We start from the raw sequence: 15,998 nt of genomic DNA on the forward strand, positions 1-15,998 counted from the left end.
GATTGTGTGATGAAAACATGCGGCCGAAGAGTCGGCCGCAACATATCCCGTAGCTAAAACCGTAATTTGCAAATAGCTCATGAGACAATGTGAGTTGAGTTTCAGGTCAATTACGAGTTCTCAATGGAGAGCTTGTGCCAGCGCGTTTAGTTTGTCGAACTTTTCATGATCTCTCGTGATGGTGTCGAATACGTGGATGCTGAAAAGTTTTGTATCCGTATAGAACCTTACAGTAGTCGCGCCTCCACCCGCCTTTTTATATTTAACTGGCGCAAGCGTTGCAGGCTTGCCATTTACCAATATATTTCCAGAGGCCTCTCTTACTCGTAGACGAGTCACGTCTGGATCAGTAAGAAAGCTATACTCAGTTAAGAACACGATACCCAAAATCGGATGCTGAAACTGGTATGTGAGAGAATGTATGGCTCCATCAGAAGACGGGTCTCCCCCAAGTCTCACTAACTCAGCCCGATCAAACTCGCTTCCTTCGAGATTAATTGGTGAGAAGCCAAGTTGCCCAAGCTGTTGAAAATTACTCACCTTTGTACGAGCCGTTAAGCGCGCACGTAAATCACGCCCTTCAGGTCGGTCAACGGTAATGTAACCATTGGCATTGAGCTCGCTATCCCACTGCTTCGCTTGTTCCGACATAATCTTAAGTTCCTCGTCAGCAGCAGTAACTGAACGGGGGTCAGAAGATTTATCTATCAAAATGTGCATCTTGAACTGATCTTGAGATGCGCCGGCAAGTGCCAAACTAGGGATAAGAGTGAGAATAAAGAGGATTAAATATTTCATACCTCACACTCCTTTCTGGCGCTGGATCCTTCAGCTTTCTCAATAATGGCACCACCTTGCTCAGGGTCACAAAATAGGTAGGTGTGAGTGGCCTGTACATTGAATTCATTAAGGGTATAGCCAGCTACTTCGGGCTCATCATGATTGCCGGTGGCAAAGGAAGACTGATTGCTTGTCGAAAATGGCGCAGGAGCATAGTGCTGATTGGCTACATAGCCTCCAGGTAGTAACTTGGTGAAGTGCTGGGCGTGAATGATTAGTTTATGCATTGTTGCCGAGGCAACGGATGTGGAGCTTACATCCCCCCCCCGGATGAATCACATAAAACATTGCTAGAAGAGCTAGTTGTTGGAAAGGCTGAATAACTATCTGCTGAGCAAAAAAGGCCAAAAACACAAAAGAGAAATCTATTCTTCATAATCAGGTCTCCAGCTAGAAAAATCCCGATTACGCTAAGAGCTACATCCAATCAGATCCAATGGTTATTTTGAATACAAATAAGAGCCACTATCGCAAAGTGTAATTAAGTAAAGTTCTGCAGGGGCAGTGTCCGGCCAGAATCCCGCACACTAATCCCTCGCCTATTTTTCCAGTAACAGCCCACACTCCCGGTGTTCCTCGCCCTTGGTGGGATCGAAGTAGACATCATTGTCCGGGAGCCCGTTTTCGTACACGTACTCTTCCACGTCCAGTTCGGTCAGGTGGAACATGGGCGCCACCCGGATGGTGCCGTGGTTACCCTTGGTGAAGATATCCAGGTTCTTGCGATGCGCGTTCTGGTCGTGGCGGATGCCATTCAGCCACACATCCGGCTTCAACTCCTGCATCGCCCGATTGAACGGCTCGAGCTTGACCGTGCGGGAGAAGAAGTCGTGCTCCGGCGTGTCCAGTGGTGGGATACCGCCGTAGACCGCGTTGTAATGCGCCGCGGACATCTTCGGGGAATAGGTGTACAGGTTCAGGTCGAGTTCCTTGATCAGGCGCTCGATATGCCGGTAGGTCTCAGGCGTGTTGTAGCCGTGGTCGACCCAGATCACGGGAATGTCCGGCCTGGCGCGGGTGACCAGGTGCAGGAACGCGACTGCCAGCGGCCTGAAATTGGTGAAAACCACCGGGTTCTCCGCGTGCTCCATGGTAAAGCCCATGATCTCGCTGGGCTTGGCTGCCCGGAACTGTTCGTTCATGGCCTGCAGGTCGGCACCATGTTGAAAGGTACGGTGTACAGAGAGAGGCTGGGCGATGGCGCTGGTCGTTCTGCTTTCCACGTCAGGATTTCCCGGTCGGACTTCTGGATTGGAGTCCGCATGCTACTGTGTCCAGGGTTGACTGAAAAATACTAAAAAAGAGTCAATATAGACTGATCAGTTATATAGGACATCGGTGGCCGAGACCCGTCTTGCCTGCTCAGGCGCTGCGTCGCTGCTGCTGCCGACGTTCCATCAGTAGCTCCTGCTGTCCGGCCACCGGGTTGCTATTGCGGTCGACTTCAACAAAGCCGTGCCGTTGCAGGAAAAAGCGACCACCCAGGTTTTCCTCCAGGATCCTGGCCCGGCTCACGTGACCTTCCTCCAACAGGTGTTCCAACAGCAGGCTGCCGGCACCGCTGCCCTGCGCGGCGCGGGCCACAAACAAGCAGCAGAGCTCGCCATCACGATTTACCGCAATCAGCCCATCGGCCCGCTCCAGGCCCCGCATTGAGAAGACATGCACAGCATCGGCACCCAGCGAATCCCGAAATACCACCAGTCGGGCCTCCCAGAACCGCCGCGGCAAGGACGGGTGTGCCTGGCTGAACGTATCAATCCAGAGGCGCTCAAGGCGTTGTCGATCGGCAGGTACCAGAGGTCGAATCATCGATGCACCGTAAGTAAGTACTCGCCGACGAATCTTAATCCGGCATCCCCGCGCTTCCTAACAGGCAGCCGACGGATAAGTACCTCAGGGCAATCTCTCACTAATAAGTGTGGCGCACTCGTAAAACTGATAGTAAAATGGAATCATTCTCATTAACAAATTCAATTCAATAACGCGTTACCGTCCATGGAGGATGCATGACCCGCTTTGTCCTGTCGCCACTGGCATTGGCCCTGGCTACTTCTCTCTCTGTACCTGCCCTTGCTGAGGAGGGCGCACCCACCCTGGAAACCCTGTCAGTGATTGGCGACAGCGAGTCGGCCAAGACCCTGCCCGGTTCCGCCCACCTGGTGGACGCAGAAGAACTGGCGAAGTTTGAGTTTGTGGATATCAACCGCATCGTGCGCGGCGTGCCCGGTGTCTACCTGCGCGAGGAAGACGGCTACGGCCTGCGCCCCAACCTGGGTATCCGCGGTTCCGGCAGTGGCCGCTCGGGCAAGATCTCGCTGATGGAAGACGGTGTACTGGCGGCCCCGGCCCCCTACGCGGCGCCTTCCGCCTATTACTTTCCCACCGCCGGCCGACTCAACGGCATTGAGGTCCTGAAGGGCCCGGGCACCCTCAAGTACGGTCCCTTCACCGTGGGTGGCGCGGTGAACATGCTCAGCACCCCGATTCCCGAGGCCACCACCGGCGTCGTCAAAGTTGAAGCCGGTGAGAACGGCGAAAACCGCCTGCATACCTATTACGGAAGCAGCACCGACACCACCGGTTTCCTGGTGGAGACCCACCAGCAATACGCCGATGGCTTCCGCGAAATCGATCGCGCCGGTTCCGCGGATATCCAGAAAGAGGATTACCTGGTGAAGGGCCGTATCAAGTCCGACGCCAGTGCCGCCTACCAGCAGCAGCTGGATATCAAGCTGCAGTACTCGGAAGAACTGTCAGGCATGAGTTACGTGGGCCTGACCGACGCAGATTTTGCCGCGGACCCCAACCGCCGCTACGGCCTCACCGCCCTGGATGAGATGCAGAACCGCCACAGCACGGTACAGCTGAATCACAGCATCGCGCTGAACGAGAGCTTCACTGTCCACACGCAGGCTTACTACAACAAATTCAAGCGCGACTGGTTCAAGGCCGACAACGCCGGTGACCTGATCGACGCTGCCAACGGTGGTGATACCCTGGCGCAGGCCATCCTGGATGGCGACGCCGATTTCGATGGACTGGAGGTCAAGCACAACAACCGCAAGTATGACTCCCGCGGGTTGCAAGTAAGTGCTAACTGGCAGCTGACCACAGGCGCCATCGCCCACGACCTGGACTTCGGGGTGCGCCGTCACTGGGACGAGGTGGACCGTTTCCAGCCCGTGGAGCTCTACAACCAGGTGAATGGCAACCTGTCCTTTGTGGAGAAAGAACTCCCCACAGGCGGTAATAACCGGGTGGAAGAAGCCGACGCGACCTCTCTCTTTATTTATGACGACATCGCCCTGGCGGAAGACCTGACCCTCACCGCGGCCCTGCGTTACGAGGACATCAGCACCGAACAGCAGCGCTACGATGATGTCGAGCGCAACCTCGAGGGCGGCTATCGCTCCAACGAGGTGGACGAGTGGCTGCCGGGCGTGGGCCTGGTTTACGACGTCAATCAGCAGTGGAGCCTGCTGGCCGGTGTCCATCGCGGTTTCGCCCCTCCCGGTGCCGGTTCGAAGGACGGCGTGGGTGCCGAGCTGTCTACTAACTACGAGTGGGGCGCGCGTTTCGATAACGGCAACCTGAACGGTGAGCTGATTGCCTTCTACAGCGATTATGAGAACACCGTGCAGAACTGCTCCGTGGCGGTACCCTGCCCGGATGGCGCCGACAGCGGTACCTTCAGCCTGGGCGAAGCGGAGATTCAGGGCCTCGAGGCCGCCATTGGCAGTGAGTGGGCACTTGCTAACGGCTGGATTGTCCCGCTGCGCGCGACCTATACCTACACCGATGCCGAGACTACCGAGGACAGCGACGATGGCGCCATCCTCGCCGGAGACAACCTGGCCTACCTGCCGGAAAATGTCTTTGCCCTCAGTACCGGTATCGACAGTGGCGCCAACTGGCGGGTGAACCTGACCGCGGCATTCCAGGATGAAATGTGCGTGAACAGCGACTGCAACCGTGGTGGTACCAATCAATACGATTACACTGGTTCCCTCTGGGTGCTGGACGCAGCGGCACATTACGACTTCAGCCAGGACCTGAGCGGCTACCTGAAAGTCGATAACCTGCTGGACGAGCAGGAGATCATCAGCCGCAGCCCGGATGGTGCCCGCGCCAACAAACCGCGCACCGCGATCGTGGGTGTGAAGTACGTGTTCTGATCCCGGGGAGGAGAGCACGACTGAGGAAAGGCCGCGATATTCTCGCGGCCTTTTTTTGTCCCGGGAAAAGCCTGCCCACATGTTGCTTTCCGCCAGCTTGAACAATCCGCTGGCGCTACCAGATCACCCCGGGAGAACCTACATTGTAAATACCGATTCCGGAGGAACTGACCATGCGAGCCACATTCGCTATTGCCGGACTGGCTGTGCTCCTGCTGCAGGTAGCCATTGCCCGCGCCGAACAGCCCAATGAACCTGCTGACGAAGCTGGCCAGCAGGCAATCGCTATCGCTGCTGGTCACCTGGATGTCCGTGCTGACCGCCTTGCGGTTCTTTCCGTCGAGGCACGGACCTGGACCGATTCCAGCCTCGGCTGCCCCAAACCCGGGCGCCGCTACCTGCCCGGTACCTTCGATGGCTTTGTCGTTACGGTGGCCCATGGCAGTGAACGTTATAGGGTTCACCTGGGTGACGATCGCGGGCTGGTCTGTGAGGGTGTGCTGCGGGAAGGGCCCTGATAAATACTCAGATACCTGGTATCGGGTCGGCTACGCAGTATCGAAACGGCCAAAAATATCCATAACCATTTCGATACTTGCAGATAAAGGCGAGCGGGAAAGGTTTCTGATCGATGTGCCGTGTCCAGCTCGTGGGCAAGGCGCAGCAGAGTGCACGGCCAGGAAATACTACTGCAGCAAGAAATCGGCAAATTGTGCCAGGTTCTCGAACAGGATGGTTTCCACCAGTCCTTCATCGGGATTGCTCACCAGTTGCTGCAGTGTTTCCTCACCACAGCCGGTGCGCACCAAGACCGGTTTGCATCCTTTGCCCACGGCGGCCTGCAGGTCACGCAGCCGGTCCCCGACGAAGTAGCAGTCGTGCAGGCTGGTATCGAACTCCGCCTCGATCACATCCAGCAGGCCAGTGGCGGGCTTGCGACAGCGGCAGCTGTCGGCATCGTCATGGGGGCAGTAAAAGATAGCCGCCACCTCGCCGCCGGCATCCTCCACCAGTGCGCGCATTTTTGCGTGCATGGCCTCCAGGTCATCCAGGTCAAACCAGCCGCGGGCCAGGCCGGGCTGGTTGGTGGCGATGGCGAGCTGGTAACCGGCCCGGGAGAGTTCGGCCATTGCTTCGATGCTGCCGGGCAGGGGTGTCCAGTCGTGGGCACTGCGGCAGCCACCTTCCACTTCCCGGTTAATCACCCCGTCCCGGTCGAGTACGATGATGGTCATAGTCCAGATCCGGTTGCGCCACCGGGGGCGCCTGCCTACTGGCGGGCGCCCCTGGTTTGCGGGCCAGAGTTATTTGGCCTGGGTTATTTGGCCGGTGCCAGCAGGGAAATATCGGCAACTTCCAGGAACAGCGCGCGCAACTGCGCCAGCAGTGCCAGTCGGTTGTCCCGCAGCTGCTCGTCTTCCGCCATTACCATGACGTTGTCGAAGAAGCTGTCGACCGTTTCCCGCAGGCCGGACAGTCCGGCCAGGCCATCGGTAAACATGGCTGCAGCGTACAGCGGTTGCACCTGTTCCTGGGCGTCCCGGACCGCTGCGTAGAGGGCTTTTTCCGCATCTTCCTGCAGCAGCTCCTCGTTCACGGAGGCGGGCACCGGGCCATCCAGCTTGGCGAGTATATTGGATACCCGCTTGTTGGCCGCGGCGAGAGCAGCGGCTTCCGGCAACTGGCTGAAGGTGTGCACCGCGTGCACCCGGTTGTCGATATCGAGCGGACGGGACAGTTTGCGCGCGGCTACCGCCATAAAGACCTCGGCGGGAATCCCCTGGTCCTCATAGCGGGCGCGGAAGCGCTCGAGCATATAGGCGAGGGCCTGTTCCACCACCGTGTTGTATTCGCCCAGGGCAGTGCGCGGATAATTGTCGCGGGCCAGCTCCAGCAGGGTACGCAGGTCCAGGTCCAGTTTCTTCTCCACCAGCAGGCGAATCACCCCGAGGCTGGCACGGCGCAGGGCGAAGGGATCGCGGGAACCACTGGGCGGTTGGCCAATGCCGAAAATACCCACCAGGGTATCCAGGCGGTCTGCCAGGGCCAGCACAGTCCCGGTTTCACTCTTGGGCAGCTCGTCGCCGGCGAACTTGGGCATGTACTGTTCATACATGGACTTGGCCACGTCCAGTGGCTCGCCATCGTTCTCGGCATAGTAGTAGCCCGCCACACCCTGCAGGTCGGCAAACTCGAATACCATCTCGGTGACCAGGTCCGACTTGCACAACTTGGCGGCGCGCTCGGCCTGGCTCTCGTCGGCGCCGATGGCGGCGGCGATTTTCGGCGCGAGTACGGCAAGTCGCTCGGTCTTGTCATAGATGGTGCCCAGCTTCTGCTGGAAGATCACCTGCTTGAGTTTTTCGCGGCGGGCCTCGAGGCTGGTCTTCTTGTCGGTATCGAAGAAGAAGGCGGCATCGGACAGGCGCGGGCGGATCACCCGCTCGTTACCCTCGATGACCTGCTTCGGGTCCTGGCTCTCGATATTGGCCACGGTGACGAAGAACGGCAGCAACTGGCCATCACCGTCCACCACGTGGAAGTATTTCTGGTGTTCCTTCATGGAGGAAATCAGGGCTTCCGCCGGAACGTCCAGGAAGCGTTCCTCGAAGCGGCCAGTGAGCGCCACCGGCCATTCCACCAGCGCGGTGACTTCATCCAGCAGGTCGTCGTCGATCACCGCCTCACCGTTGACGTTATGGGCCTCGGCGGTGACCTGGTCGCGGATCATCTCGCGGCGCTCGGCGAAATCCACCACCACGTGCCCGGGGTCGCGCAACTGCTGGACATAATCCTGCGGGGAGTGCACTTCCAGCTCGCGATCGCAGTGGAAACGGTGGCCTCGGCTGGTATTGCCGGCCCTGAGGCCGAGCACTTCGCCTTCAACCACGGCGTTGCCGAACAGCATCAGCAGCCAGTGAACCGGGCGCACAAACTCCTCGCGGCGGGCACCCCAGCGCATCCGCTTGGGAATCGGCAGCTGGGCCAGCGATTTCTCGACGATGCCGGGCAGCAGGCTCACGGTGTCGGCCCCTTTCTGTTCGCTGACAAAGGCCAGGCGCTCGCCCTTGTCGGTGTCCTTGCGGGACAGCTGGTCCACGGTGACGCCATTGCTGCGGGCGAAGCCCTCGGCGGCCTTGCTGGGCTTGCCATCCTTGTCGAAGGCGGCTTTCACTGCCGGGCCCAGCTTCTCGATCTGCTTGTCCCGCTGGCGCCCGGCCAGGCCGGTGACGGACACGGCCAGCCGGCGCGGTGCGGCGTAGGCCTTCACTTCGCCGAACTCCAATTCGGCACCCTCAAGGCCCTGTTTAATCCCTGCGGCAAAAGCCTCCATCAGGGTGTGCAGTGCGGTCGGCGGCAGTTCCTCGGTGCCCAGCTCTACCAGAAAATCCTGCGCCATTACTGCTTCTCCTCTTGTTCGGACTGCTGTTCCGGCTGCTCCGCCAGAATCTCTTTGCGAATGGCTTCCGCGGCCAGCGGAAAGCCCAGTGCGCGGCGCGCATCGTAATACGCCTGCGCCACGGCGCGGGCCAGGGTGCGCACGCGCAGGATGTAGCGCTGGCGCTCGGTTACCGAGATGGCGTGACGCGCATCCAGCAGGTTGAAGGCGTGGGATGCCTTCATCACCTGTTCATAGGCAGGCAGCGGCAGGCCCAGCTCGATCATGCGTTGGCTCTCGCGCTCGCAGTGATCGAAGGTGTTGAACAGGAACTCCACATCCGCGTGCTCGAAGTTGTAGTGGGACATCTCCACTTCGTTCTGGTGGAACACATCGCCATAGGTCACCGGGCTGCCGTCCGGGTTGCGGGTCCACACCAGGTCGTAGATGGACTCGACGTTCTGCAGGTACATGGCGATGCGCTCGAGGCCATAGGTGATCTCGCCAGTTACCGGGTAGCACTCCAGGCCGCCCACCTGCTGGAAATAGGTGAACTGGGTCACTTCCATACCGTTCAGCCACACCTCCCAGCCCAGGCCCCAGGCACCCAGGGTGGGGGATTCCCAGTTATCCTCGACAAAGCGGATATCGTGGATGGCCGGGTCCACACCCATGGCGCGCAGGCTGTCCAGGTACAGCTCCTGGATATTGTCCGGGGACGGCTTCATCACCACCTGGTACTGGTAGTAGTGTTGCAGGCGGTTGGGGTTGTCCCCATAGCGACCGTCGGTGGGGCGGCGGCAGGGCTGCACGTAGGCGGCATTCCAGGTTTCAGGGCCGATAGCGCGCAGGAAAGTGGCCGGGTGGAAGGTGCCCGCACCCACTTCCATATCCAGAGGCTGTAGAATGACGCACCCCTGGCGCGCCCAGTAATCCTGCAGGGCAAAGATCAGCCCCTGGAAAGTGCTTAGGTCGTATTGCTTGGACACCGCTATCTCCGGATATGTGTTATGTGCGGCCCGCGTGGCGGCCCCGCACTGGGGCCCGGCCGCGAGCGCGGGCAAAGGGTCGCAATTATAGCGGTAGCGGGGAGCGCACTAAACCCGTGGGGCAGGGTGCGCGGCCCCGGCACCGCAATCAATCACCATAATGGAGGGACAGGGCCGCGGGCCCGCGGTTCCATGTTCGTGTAACTGGCAGAGGAAGTTGTTGTCTTGGATATCAAGGGCCGGTTGGCGCTATTCACCCTGAAGCTGGTTGGCCGTCTGCCGTTGCGCTGGTCGCGCCGGCTCGGCCGTGTGGTGGGCTGGCTCGCGGTTTTGACCCGCGGCGAGACACTGCGCCTGACCCGTATCAACCTGGAGCGCTGTTACCCGGCCATGGACGCCCGTGAGCGCGAGCGGCTGGCGCGGCAGAGCGTGGTACACACCGCCATGACCGGTTTCGAGGTGGCCACGGTCTGGCAGCAGCCCTGGAGCCGCAGCGAGGACCAGATTATCCGGGTGCGCAACCAGCAGCTCCTTACCGACGAGGTGGATGAGGAACGCGGCGTACTGGTGCTGATCCCGCATATCGGCAACTGGGAGATCTTCGGCATGTACCTGGCAACCCTGGGGCCGGCCACCGCCCTGTATGCCCCGCCCAAGCTGGCTGCCCTGGACCCGGTGATTCGCGGCGCCCGCGAGGCCACCGGTGCGAGGCTGATGCCGACGGATATCCGCGGCGTGCGGGCGCTGCTCAAGGCCTTGAAGGCCGGTGAAATTGTGATGGTGCTGCCGGACCAGGAGCCCGACAGTGGCGGCGACTTCGCCCCCTTCTTTGGACGCCCGGCCCTCACCATGACCCTGGCCCACAACCTGCTGCAGCGCACCGGTTGCCGCTGTGTGTTCGGTTTCGGCAAGCGGGTGGATGACGGCTTTGAGCTGGTATTGCTGCCCGCAGAGCAGGCCATTTACAGCGACGAACAGAAGGTCTCACTGGCGGCAATGAATCGTGGTGTGGAGGCCTGTATTGGCGAGGCACCCGAGCAGTACCAGTGGGAGTACAAGCGCTTTCGCCGCCAGCCCGAGGGAAAGAGCGCCATCTATCGCAAGCCCTGAGGCCCACTGCGCCCGACTGGCTGCATAACCCGCTATGCTGGTGCTCCCGACTGACAAGAGTGCCGCCAGCCATGACTGAAGACTCCTCCCGCAAACTGCTTCTGGCGCAGATGGCCCTGCTGTCGGCGCTGGGGCTGGTGGTCGCCACTGTGGCCGCCCTTGTCTGGGGCCTGCTGCCCGGTATCAACCCCCTGTTCCAGTGGATGCTCGCCGACCTGGCCGGCACTGCCTGGTTCTATCCCCTGGTCGGGTTGCAGGACCTGGTGATCAATATGCTGCTCTGGTCGCCGGTGGCACTATTGATAGTGCGTATGCCTGCGGGCAATACCCCCCTGTTGCTGGGGGCGGCGCTGGTCCCGGCACTGCTGGGGATGAGCTGGCCGCTGTGGCACCTGGCCGGGGCAACCGGGCTGGGGCTGCGCGAGGTGTTGGCACTGCTGGTGCAGCTGGCGGCCCTGCCGCTGGTGTGGTTGCTGCTTTCACGCCGGCGCGCGGGCAAGCCGGCATCCAGCGCCCCGTCAGCCGCCGTGTAGCAGTCCCACCACCGTACCCGTCATGCAGGTGGCCAGCAGGCCGGCGAACAGAGCCCGGGTGGCCAGGTAGGCCACCTCCGCGGTACGCCCGGGCACGATGGTGGAAATGGTACCCACCACCAGGCCCAGGCTGGCAAAATTGGCAAAACCGCAGATGGCGTATACCAGCACCAGGTAGCTGTGTGGCGACAGGGCGCCGGGACCCAGCTCGGCGATGCGCTGGTAGGCAACAAACTCATTGAAGATCAGTTTGATGCTCATCAGCTCCGCTGCCTGGCCCAGGTCGGCACTGTCCACACCCATCAGCCACACGATCGGGTGGAACAGGAAGGAAGCCAGGTACTCGAGCGTGACCCCCTCACCGAACAGCGCACCCAGCAGCGCATTGACCAGGTAGATCAGTGCAAACAGCACCATAATCATACCGATGATATTCAGCAGCAGCCTGACGCCGTCCTCGGTGCCGCGCACCAGCGCGTCGAGGGTGCTCTGGGCCTCGCTGCGCACCGGGGGGATATGGTGCTGCTCGCGGTCGGCGGGTGGGACCCACAGCTGCGCGAACAGTACAGCCGCGGGCATGCTGACCAGCGATGCCACCAGGATATGCCCGGCCGGGTTGGCGATGATCCCATCCAGCTGGCTGGCGTATAACACCATGACGGTCCCCGCGACCGTGGACATGGCGGCGGTAATCAGCAGGAACAGGGTGGAGCGGGACATGGATTCGAAATAGGGGCGTACCAGCAGAGGCGCCTCGACGATACCGAAGAAGACGCTGGCGGCCACGCTGAAAGTCTGCAGGCCATCCAGGCGCAGGGCCTTCTGCAGCAGGAAGCCGAGCCCGCCGATGATTTTCTGTAAAATGCCCCAGTAGAACAGGATGGCGGAGAGGGCGCTCATCAGCAGCACAATGGGCAATACCTGGAAGGCGATGATGAAAGAGGTGCCGGGGCCGTCGGCCTCGAACGGCAGCTCCGCACCACCCAGGTAACCGAACATGTAACTGCTGCCGGCCAGTGCCGCCTGCTCCAGCACCTTGACCGCACTGTTGAGGCCCAGCAGCAGCTCCTGTACCCAGGTGACCCGCAGCATCACCCAGGCGATGGCGAACTGCAGCGCCAGGCAGGCGAGAATCATGCGCGGCGAGATCGCGCGGCGATTTTCACTCAGTAAAATCGGGATCGCGGTAAAGACCAGGATCCCCAGCAAACCTTGCCACATAAACAACATTTCCCCCCGCGCAAGGCGGCGCGATTACTAAACCATGACAGAGACACCAGCAACGACTCCCTGGCGCCATGTGCCCAATCTTCTCTCCGCCCTGCGCATCCTGTTGATTCCGGTCATTATCTGGTTGTCACTGAACCAATATGCCGAGGCTGCACTGGCGGCCTTTATGGTTGGTGCCCTGACCGATTTACTGGACGGCCAGTTAGCCCGGCGCTGTGGCTGGCATTCCCATCTTGGGGCAATGCTGGACCCGGTAGCGGACAAACTTTTTGTGCTCTGCCTGATGCCACTGATCTGGCAACTGAGTTCCGTGCTGGCCCTGTTCGTGTGGCTGGTGATTATCCGTTACACCCTTCAACTCAGTGTTTTCCCGGTATTGATGGGCTGGCTAAAGCGGCCGTTCAAGGTTGCCCCCAGGCTGGTACCCAAGGTGGCAACCCTGGTTGCCTTCCTGGTACTCGGCCTGGGCTTCGCCCAGCCGGTGGCACTGGAGTGGACGCCGCACTATACCCACACCGGAAACTTCTTTGGCCGCTCTATCCAGGCTGCGAGTGCCTTCGGTTGCCTGCTGGAAGCCTGGGTGCTGGTCACCTTCCTGCCCCGTTACGCACAGATTATCGTCGGTACCCACGATACTTTCGAATAGCGACGGTAACCGAATCACGGCCACGGGCCTGGTAATTGTCGCGGCCGCAGCGGAACTATTACCCGGGCCGGGCGCAACGTTGTGTCAGTGACGCCAGAAAGCCGGGGTCAGTAATACCAGCAGGGTAAAGATTTCCAGCCGGCCCATCAGCATTGCCAGGATCAGGAACCACTTGGCCACCTCATTGACCGACCCATAGTGCGCGGCTGCATCCCCCAGTGCCGGGCCGATATTGCTGAGGCAGGAGGCCACGGTTGAAAAAGAGGTGACAAAATTCTCACCGGTGGCCATCACGATAATTGTCAGCACAAAAAACGACAGGATATAAACCGCAAAAAATCCCCACACGGCATCGGTCACCCGGTCCGGTACGATCTTGCCGTTGACCTTGATCGGCACCACCGCGTTGGCGTGTACCAGCCGGTTCAGTTCGCGCATACCCGATTTCATGATCAGCATACCGCGTACCGCCTTGATGCCCCCGCAGGTGGAGCCGGCACAGGCGCCGAGAATCCCCAGCATCAATAACACATAGGGCAGGAAGGCCGGCCAGGCGGAGAAGTTTTCCGAGGCGAAACCGGCCGTGGTACCAATGGAAACCACCTGGAAGAAACCGTGCAGGAAGCTGCTGCCGGGAGAAAAAATCCCCAGCCAATAGAGGTAAAGGCTGATCAACACCGCGGAGCAGAGGGTCAGGGTCACCCAGAAGCGAAACTCGGAATCCCGCCAGTAATGGCCCAGAGTGCGATTGCGGAAGGCGAAGAAGTGCAGGCCGAAGTTGATTGCCGCGGTGAACATGAAAAAGATACAGATCGCCATGATGGCATGGTTGTTGGCGTAGAAGCCCATGCTGGCGTCGTGGGTGGAGAAACCGCCGTTGGCCACGGTGGAAAACGCATGGCCCACCGCATCAAACACCGTCATGCCGGCCCACCAGTAGCCGAGGCCGCAGAGCACGGTGAGGATAATGTAAATCACAAACAGCGCCCGTGCCGTCTCGGCGATCCGTGGCGTCAGCTTGGTATCCTTGACCGGTCCGGGTGTCTCCGCCTTATACAGCTGCATGCCGCCGATACCCAGCATCGGCAGGATCGCCAGTGCGATCACAATCACCCCGATACCGCCAAACCACTGCAGTTGTTGCCGGTAGTAGAGGATCGCTGGCGGCAGGCTGTCCAGCCCGGTGATCACCGTGGCGCCGGTGGTGGTGAGCCCGGACAGCGACTCGAAAATTGAGTCGGTGATACCCAGGTTGGGTTGCGGGCTGATAATCAGGGGCAGGGAACCGAAGCTGCCCAGTACCAGCCAGAAAAGCGAGGTCACCACAAAGCCGTCACGGGTGCGCATCTCCTGGCGCAGGTCGTGTACCGGCAGCCACATGAACAGGCCGGTAATCAGCGTGATGGCGAAGGCGATACTGAAGGCGGTATGGGTGCCGTCTTCATACCACAGGGACACGCCGATGGGCGGCAACAGCGTCAGGCTGAATACCGTCAGCAGGATCCCGAAAACTCGCGCAATTACTGCAATTCGCATCGGCGCCTATCAGCCTGTTATTGAATATGTTTTGGTAGGAGCGGCCCATGGCCGCGAAAAGCGCAGGGCGATGGCGCCCCTGATCGCGGCCATGGGCCGCTCCTACAAAATAAAAACCTAGAAAAAACTGAATCCCACCTGGAACAACTGCTCCACATGGCGCGTGTGGCGACGGTCCACCAGGAAAACGATGACGTGGTCATCGGTCTCCACCACCACGTCGTCATGGGCAATCAGCACCTCGCTGCCGTGATCCCGCTCACGCACGATGGCGCCGATGGCGGCCCCCTCCGGCAGGTCGATGTCCTCGATCTTGCGGCCCACCACCTTGGAGGTGCGCTTGTCGCCGTGGGCGATCACCTCGATGGCCTCGGCGGCGCCACGGCGCAGAGAATGCACGTTGACCATATCGCCCCGGCGCACATGGGTCAGCAGGCTGCCGATGGTGTTCTGCTGCGGCGAGATGGCGATATCGATCTCACCGCCCTGCACCAGCTCGACATAGGCGCGGTTGTTGATCAGGGTCATTACCTTGCGCGCCCCCAGTCGCTTGGCCAGCAGCGACGACATGATATTGGCCTCGTCATCGTTGGTGAGCGCGAGGAAAACATCCGTGTCCTCGATATTTTCCTCCAGCAACAGGTCCTGGTCCGAGGCGCTGCCGTGCAGGATGATACTGTTGGAGAGCTCTTCCGACAGGTAGATGCAGCGCTCGTGGCTCTGCTCGATGATCTTGACCGTGTACCGGTTCTCCAGCTTGTGCGCCAGGCGCAGGCCGATATTGCCGCCGCCGGCAATGGTTACGCGCTTGTAACCGTGCTCGAGGCGCCGCAGCTCACTCATCACCGCGCGAATGTCGGCGCGGGCGGCAATAAAGAACACCTCGTCACCGGCCTCGATGACGGTGTCACCCTGGGGAATGATGGGGCTGTTGCGGCGGTAGATGGCCGCCACGCGGGTATCCACCTTGGGCATATGCTGGCGCAGGTAGCGCAGCTGGTGGCCCACCAGCGGCCCGCCCTGGATCGCCCGTACCGCCACCAGCTGTACGCGGCCACCGGCGAAATCCAGCACCTGCAGCGCACCGGGGTGCTCCATCAGCCGGGCAATATACTCGGATACCAGTTGCTCGGGGCTGATCAGCACGTCGATGGGAATCGACTGGGGGTCGAACAGTTGCGGGTACTGCAGGTAGGCGGCGGCGCGCACCCGGGCAATCTTGGTGGGCACGCGGAACAGCGAGTGGGCAATCTGGCACGCGGCCATATTGGTTTCGTCGTTGTTGGTGACCGCCACCAGGATGTCGGCATCCTCGATTCCGGCTTCCTGCAGGATATCGGGATGCGAGGCGTGGCCGGCGACAATGCCGATATCGATGCGGTCGCGTAACTCGCGCAGGGTTTTCTCGTCGCTGTCCACCAGCACAATATCGTTGCGTTCGGAAGCCAGGCTTTCCGCCAGTGAGCCTCCCACCTGGCCGGCGCCGAGAATGACAATTTTCATATTATTGAGTTTGGCTCGCGGCCGCGGCCGCCCTGACTGTTATTGTCCGGCCCC

At 60.4% G+C, this 15,998-nt stretch carries 15 protein-coding genes; 5 read left to right on the forward strand and 10 right to left on the reverse strand.

The annotated features are described in order from the left end of the window. Positions 1 to 120: 120 nt before the first annotated feature. From LVD10_RS05590 to LVD10_RS05605, 4 genes are all read right to left on the reverse strand, one after another. Complete coding sequence (locus LVD10_RS05590; protein WP_232940349.1) at positions 121 to 798, reverse strand: hypothetical protein; 678 nt, start codon at positions 796 to 798, stop codon at positions 121 to 123. Beyond that, positions 795 to 1,067 carry a hypothetical protein gene (locus LVD10_RS05595; protein WP_237062317.1) on the reverse strand — a complete coding sequence of 91 codons (273 nt, stop codon included), beginning with the start codon at positions 1,065 to 1,067 and terminating at the stop codon, positions 795 to 797. Before LVD10_RS05595 ends, LVD10_RS05590 begins: the two co-directional genes overlap by 4 nt. 312 nt (positions 1,068 to 1,379) lie before the next feature. Continuing rightward, complete coding sequence (locus LVD10_RS05600; protein ID WP_237062319.1) at positions 1,380 to 2,063, reverse strand: phosphoadenosine phosphosulfate reductase domain-containing protein; 684 nt, start codon at positions 2,061 to 2,063, stop codon at positions 1,380 to 1,382. A 139-nt stretch (positions 2,064 to 2,202) separates the two neighbouring features. Then, positions 2,203 to 2,652, reverse strand: coding sequence for a GNAT family N-acetyltransferase (locus LVD10_RS05605; RefSeq protein ID WP_232940353.1), 450 nt, complete (start codon positions 2,650 to 2,652; stop codon positions 2,203 to 2,205). A 197-nt stretch (positions 2,653 to 2,849) separates the two neighbouring features. On the opposite strand from LVD10_RS05605, the gene LVD10_RS05610 reads away from it, so the two are divergent. Together LVD10_RS05610 and LVD10_RS05615 are read left to right on the forward strand one after the other, a co-directional pair. Beyond that, entirely contained in the window at positions 2,850 to 5,018 is a 2,169-nt protein-coding gene (locus LVD10_RS05610; protein WP_237062321.1) for a TonB-dependent receptor family protein, read from the forward strand. A gap of 173 nt (positions 5,019 to 5,191) precedes the next feature. Continuing rightward, on the forward strand, positions 5,192 to 5,536 hold the full coding sequence (locus LVD10_RS05615) for a DUF8738 domain-containing protein (protein WP_237062322.1): 345 nt from the start codon (positions 5,192 to 5,194) through the stop codon (positions 5,534 to 5,536). Between the two features lie 168 nt (positions 5,537 to 5,704). On the opposite strand, the gene gmhB is transcribed toward LVD10_RS05615, so the two are convergent. The 3 genes from gmhB to glyQ all read right to left on the reverse strand — a co-directional run bounded on the left by gmhB (position 5,705) and on the right by glyQ (position 9,386). Further along, a complete protein-coding gene (gene gmhB, locus LVD10_RS05620) occupies positions 5,705 to 6,253 on the reverse strand; it encodes a D-glycero-beta-D-manno-heptose 1,7-bisphosphate 7-phosphatase (RefSeq protein WP_232940356.1) in 549 nt (182 codons plus the stop codon). Positions 6,254 to 6,336: 83 nt separating this feature from the next. Further along, positions 6,337 to 8,418 carry a glycine--tRNA ligase subunit beta gene (glyS, locus tag LVD10_RS05625; protein ID WP_232940357.1) on the reverse strand — a complete coding sequence of 694 codons (2,082 nt, stop codon included), beginning with the start codon at positions 8,416 to 8,418 and terminating at the stop codon, positions 6,337 to 6,339. Beyond that, positions 8,418 to 9,386, reverse strand: a complete 969-nt coding sequence (glyQ, locus tag LVD10_RS05630) for a glycine--tRNA ligase subunit alpha (protein WP_232940358.1) — start codon at positions 9,384 to 9,386, stop codon at positions 8,418 to 8,420. The genes glyS and glyQ overlap by 1 nt, the downstream gene beginning before the upstream one ends. A gap of 225 nt (positions 9,387 to 9,611) precedes the next feature. Between glyQ and LVD10_RS05635 the strand changes: the two genes are divergently transcribed. Next, positions 9,612 to 10,496: a lysophospholipid acyltransferase family protein gene (locus tag LVD10_RS05635; RefSeq protein ID WP_232940359.1), complete on the forward strand. Its 885-nt coding sequence runs from the start codon at positions 9,612 to 9,614 to the stop codon at positions 10,494 to 10,496. 71 nt (positions 10,497 to 10,567) lie between these two features. Continuing rightward, on the forward strand, positions 10,568 to 11,029 hold the full coding sequence (locus tag LVD10_RS05640) for a hypothetical protein (RefSeq protein WP_232940360.1): 462 nt from the start codon (positions 10,568 to 10,570) through the stop codon (positions 11,027 to 11,029). Here the strand turns inward: LVD10_RS05640 and LVD10_RS05645 are convergent. Then, positions 11,015 to 12,250, reverse strand: coding sequence for a NupC/NupG family nucleoside CNT transporter (locus LVD10_RS05645; protein ID WP_237062324.1), 1,236 nt, complete (start codon positions 12,248 to 12,250; stop codon positions 11,015 to 11,017). The two genes, LVD10_RS05640 and LVD10_RS05645, sit on opposite strands and share 15 nt — an antisense overlap. Positions 12,251 to 12,293: 43 nt before the next feature. Between LVD10_RS05645 and LVD10_RS05650 the strand changes: the two genes are divergently transcribed. Next, entirely contained in the window at positions 12,294 to 12,905 is a 612-nt protein-coding gene (locus LVD10_RS05650) for a CDP-alcohol phosphatidyltransferase family protein (RefSeq protein ID WP_232940362.1), read from the forward strand. Between the two features lie 84 nt (positions 12,906 to 12,989). Here LVD10_RS05650 and LVD10_RS05655 read toward each other — a convergent pair whose 3' ends face one another. Continuing rightward, on the reverse strand, positions 12,990 to 14,441 hold the full coding sequence (locus tag LVD10_RS05655; protein WP_232940363.1) for a TrkH family potassium uptake protein: 1,452 nt from the start codon (positions 14,439 to 14,441) through the stop codon (positions 12,990 to 12,992). Between the two features lie 117 nt (positions 14,442 to 14,558). Beyond that, complete coding sequence (gene trkA, locus LVD10_RS05660) at positions 14,559 to 15,944, reverse strand: Trk system potassium transporter TrkA (RefSeq protein WP_232940364.1); 1,386 nt, start codon at positions 15,942 to 15,944, stop codon at positions 14,559 to 14,561. Positions 15,945 to 15,998: the final 54 nt, after the last annotated feature.

The organism is Microbulbifer zhoushanensis, from assembly GCF_021729055.1.
GTDB classification, from domain to species: Bacteria; Pseudomonadota; Gammaproteobacteria; order Pseudomonadales; family Cellvibrionaceae; genus Microbulbifer; species Microbulbifer zhoushanensis.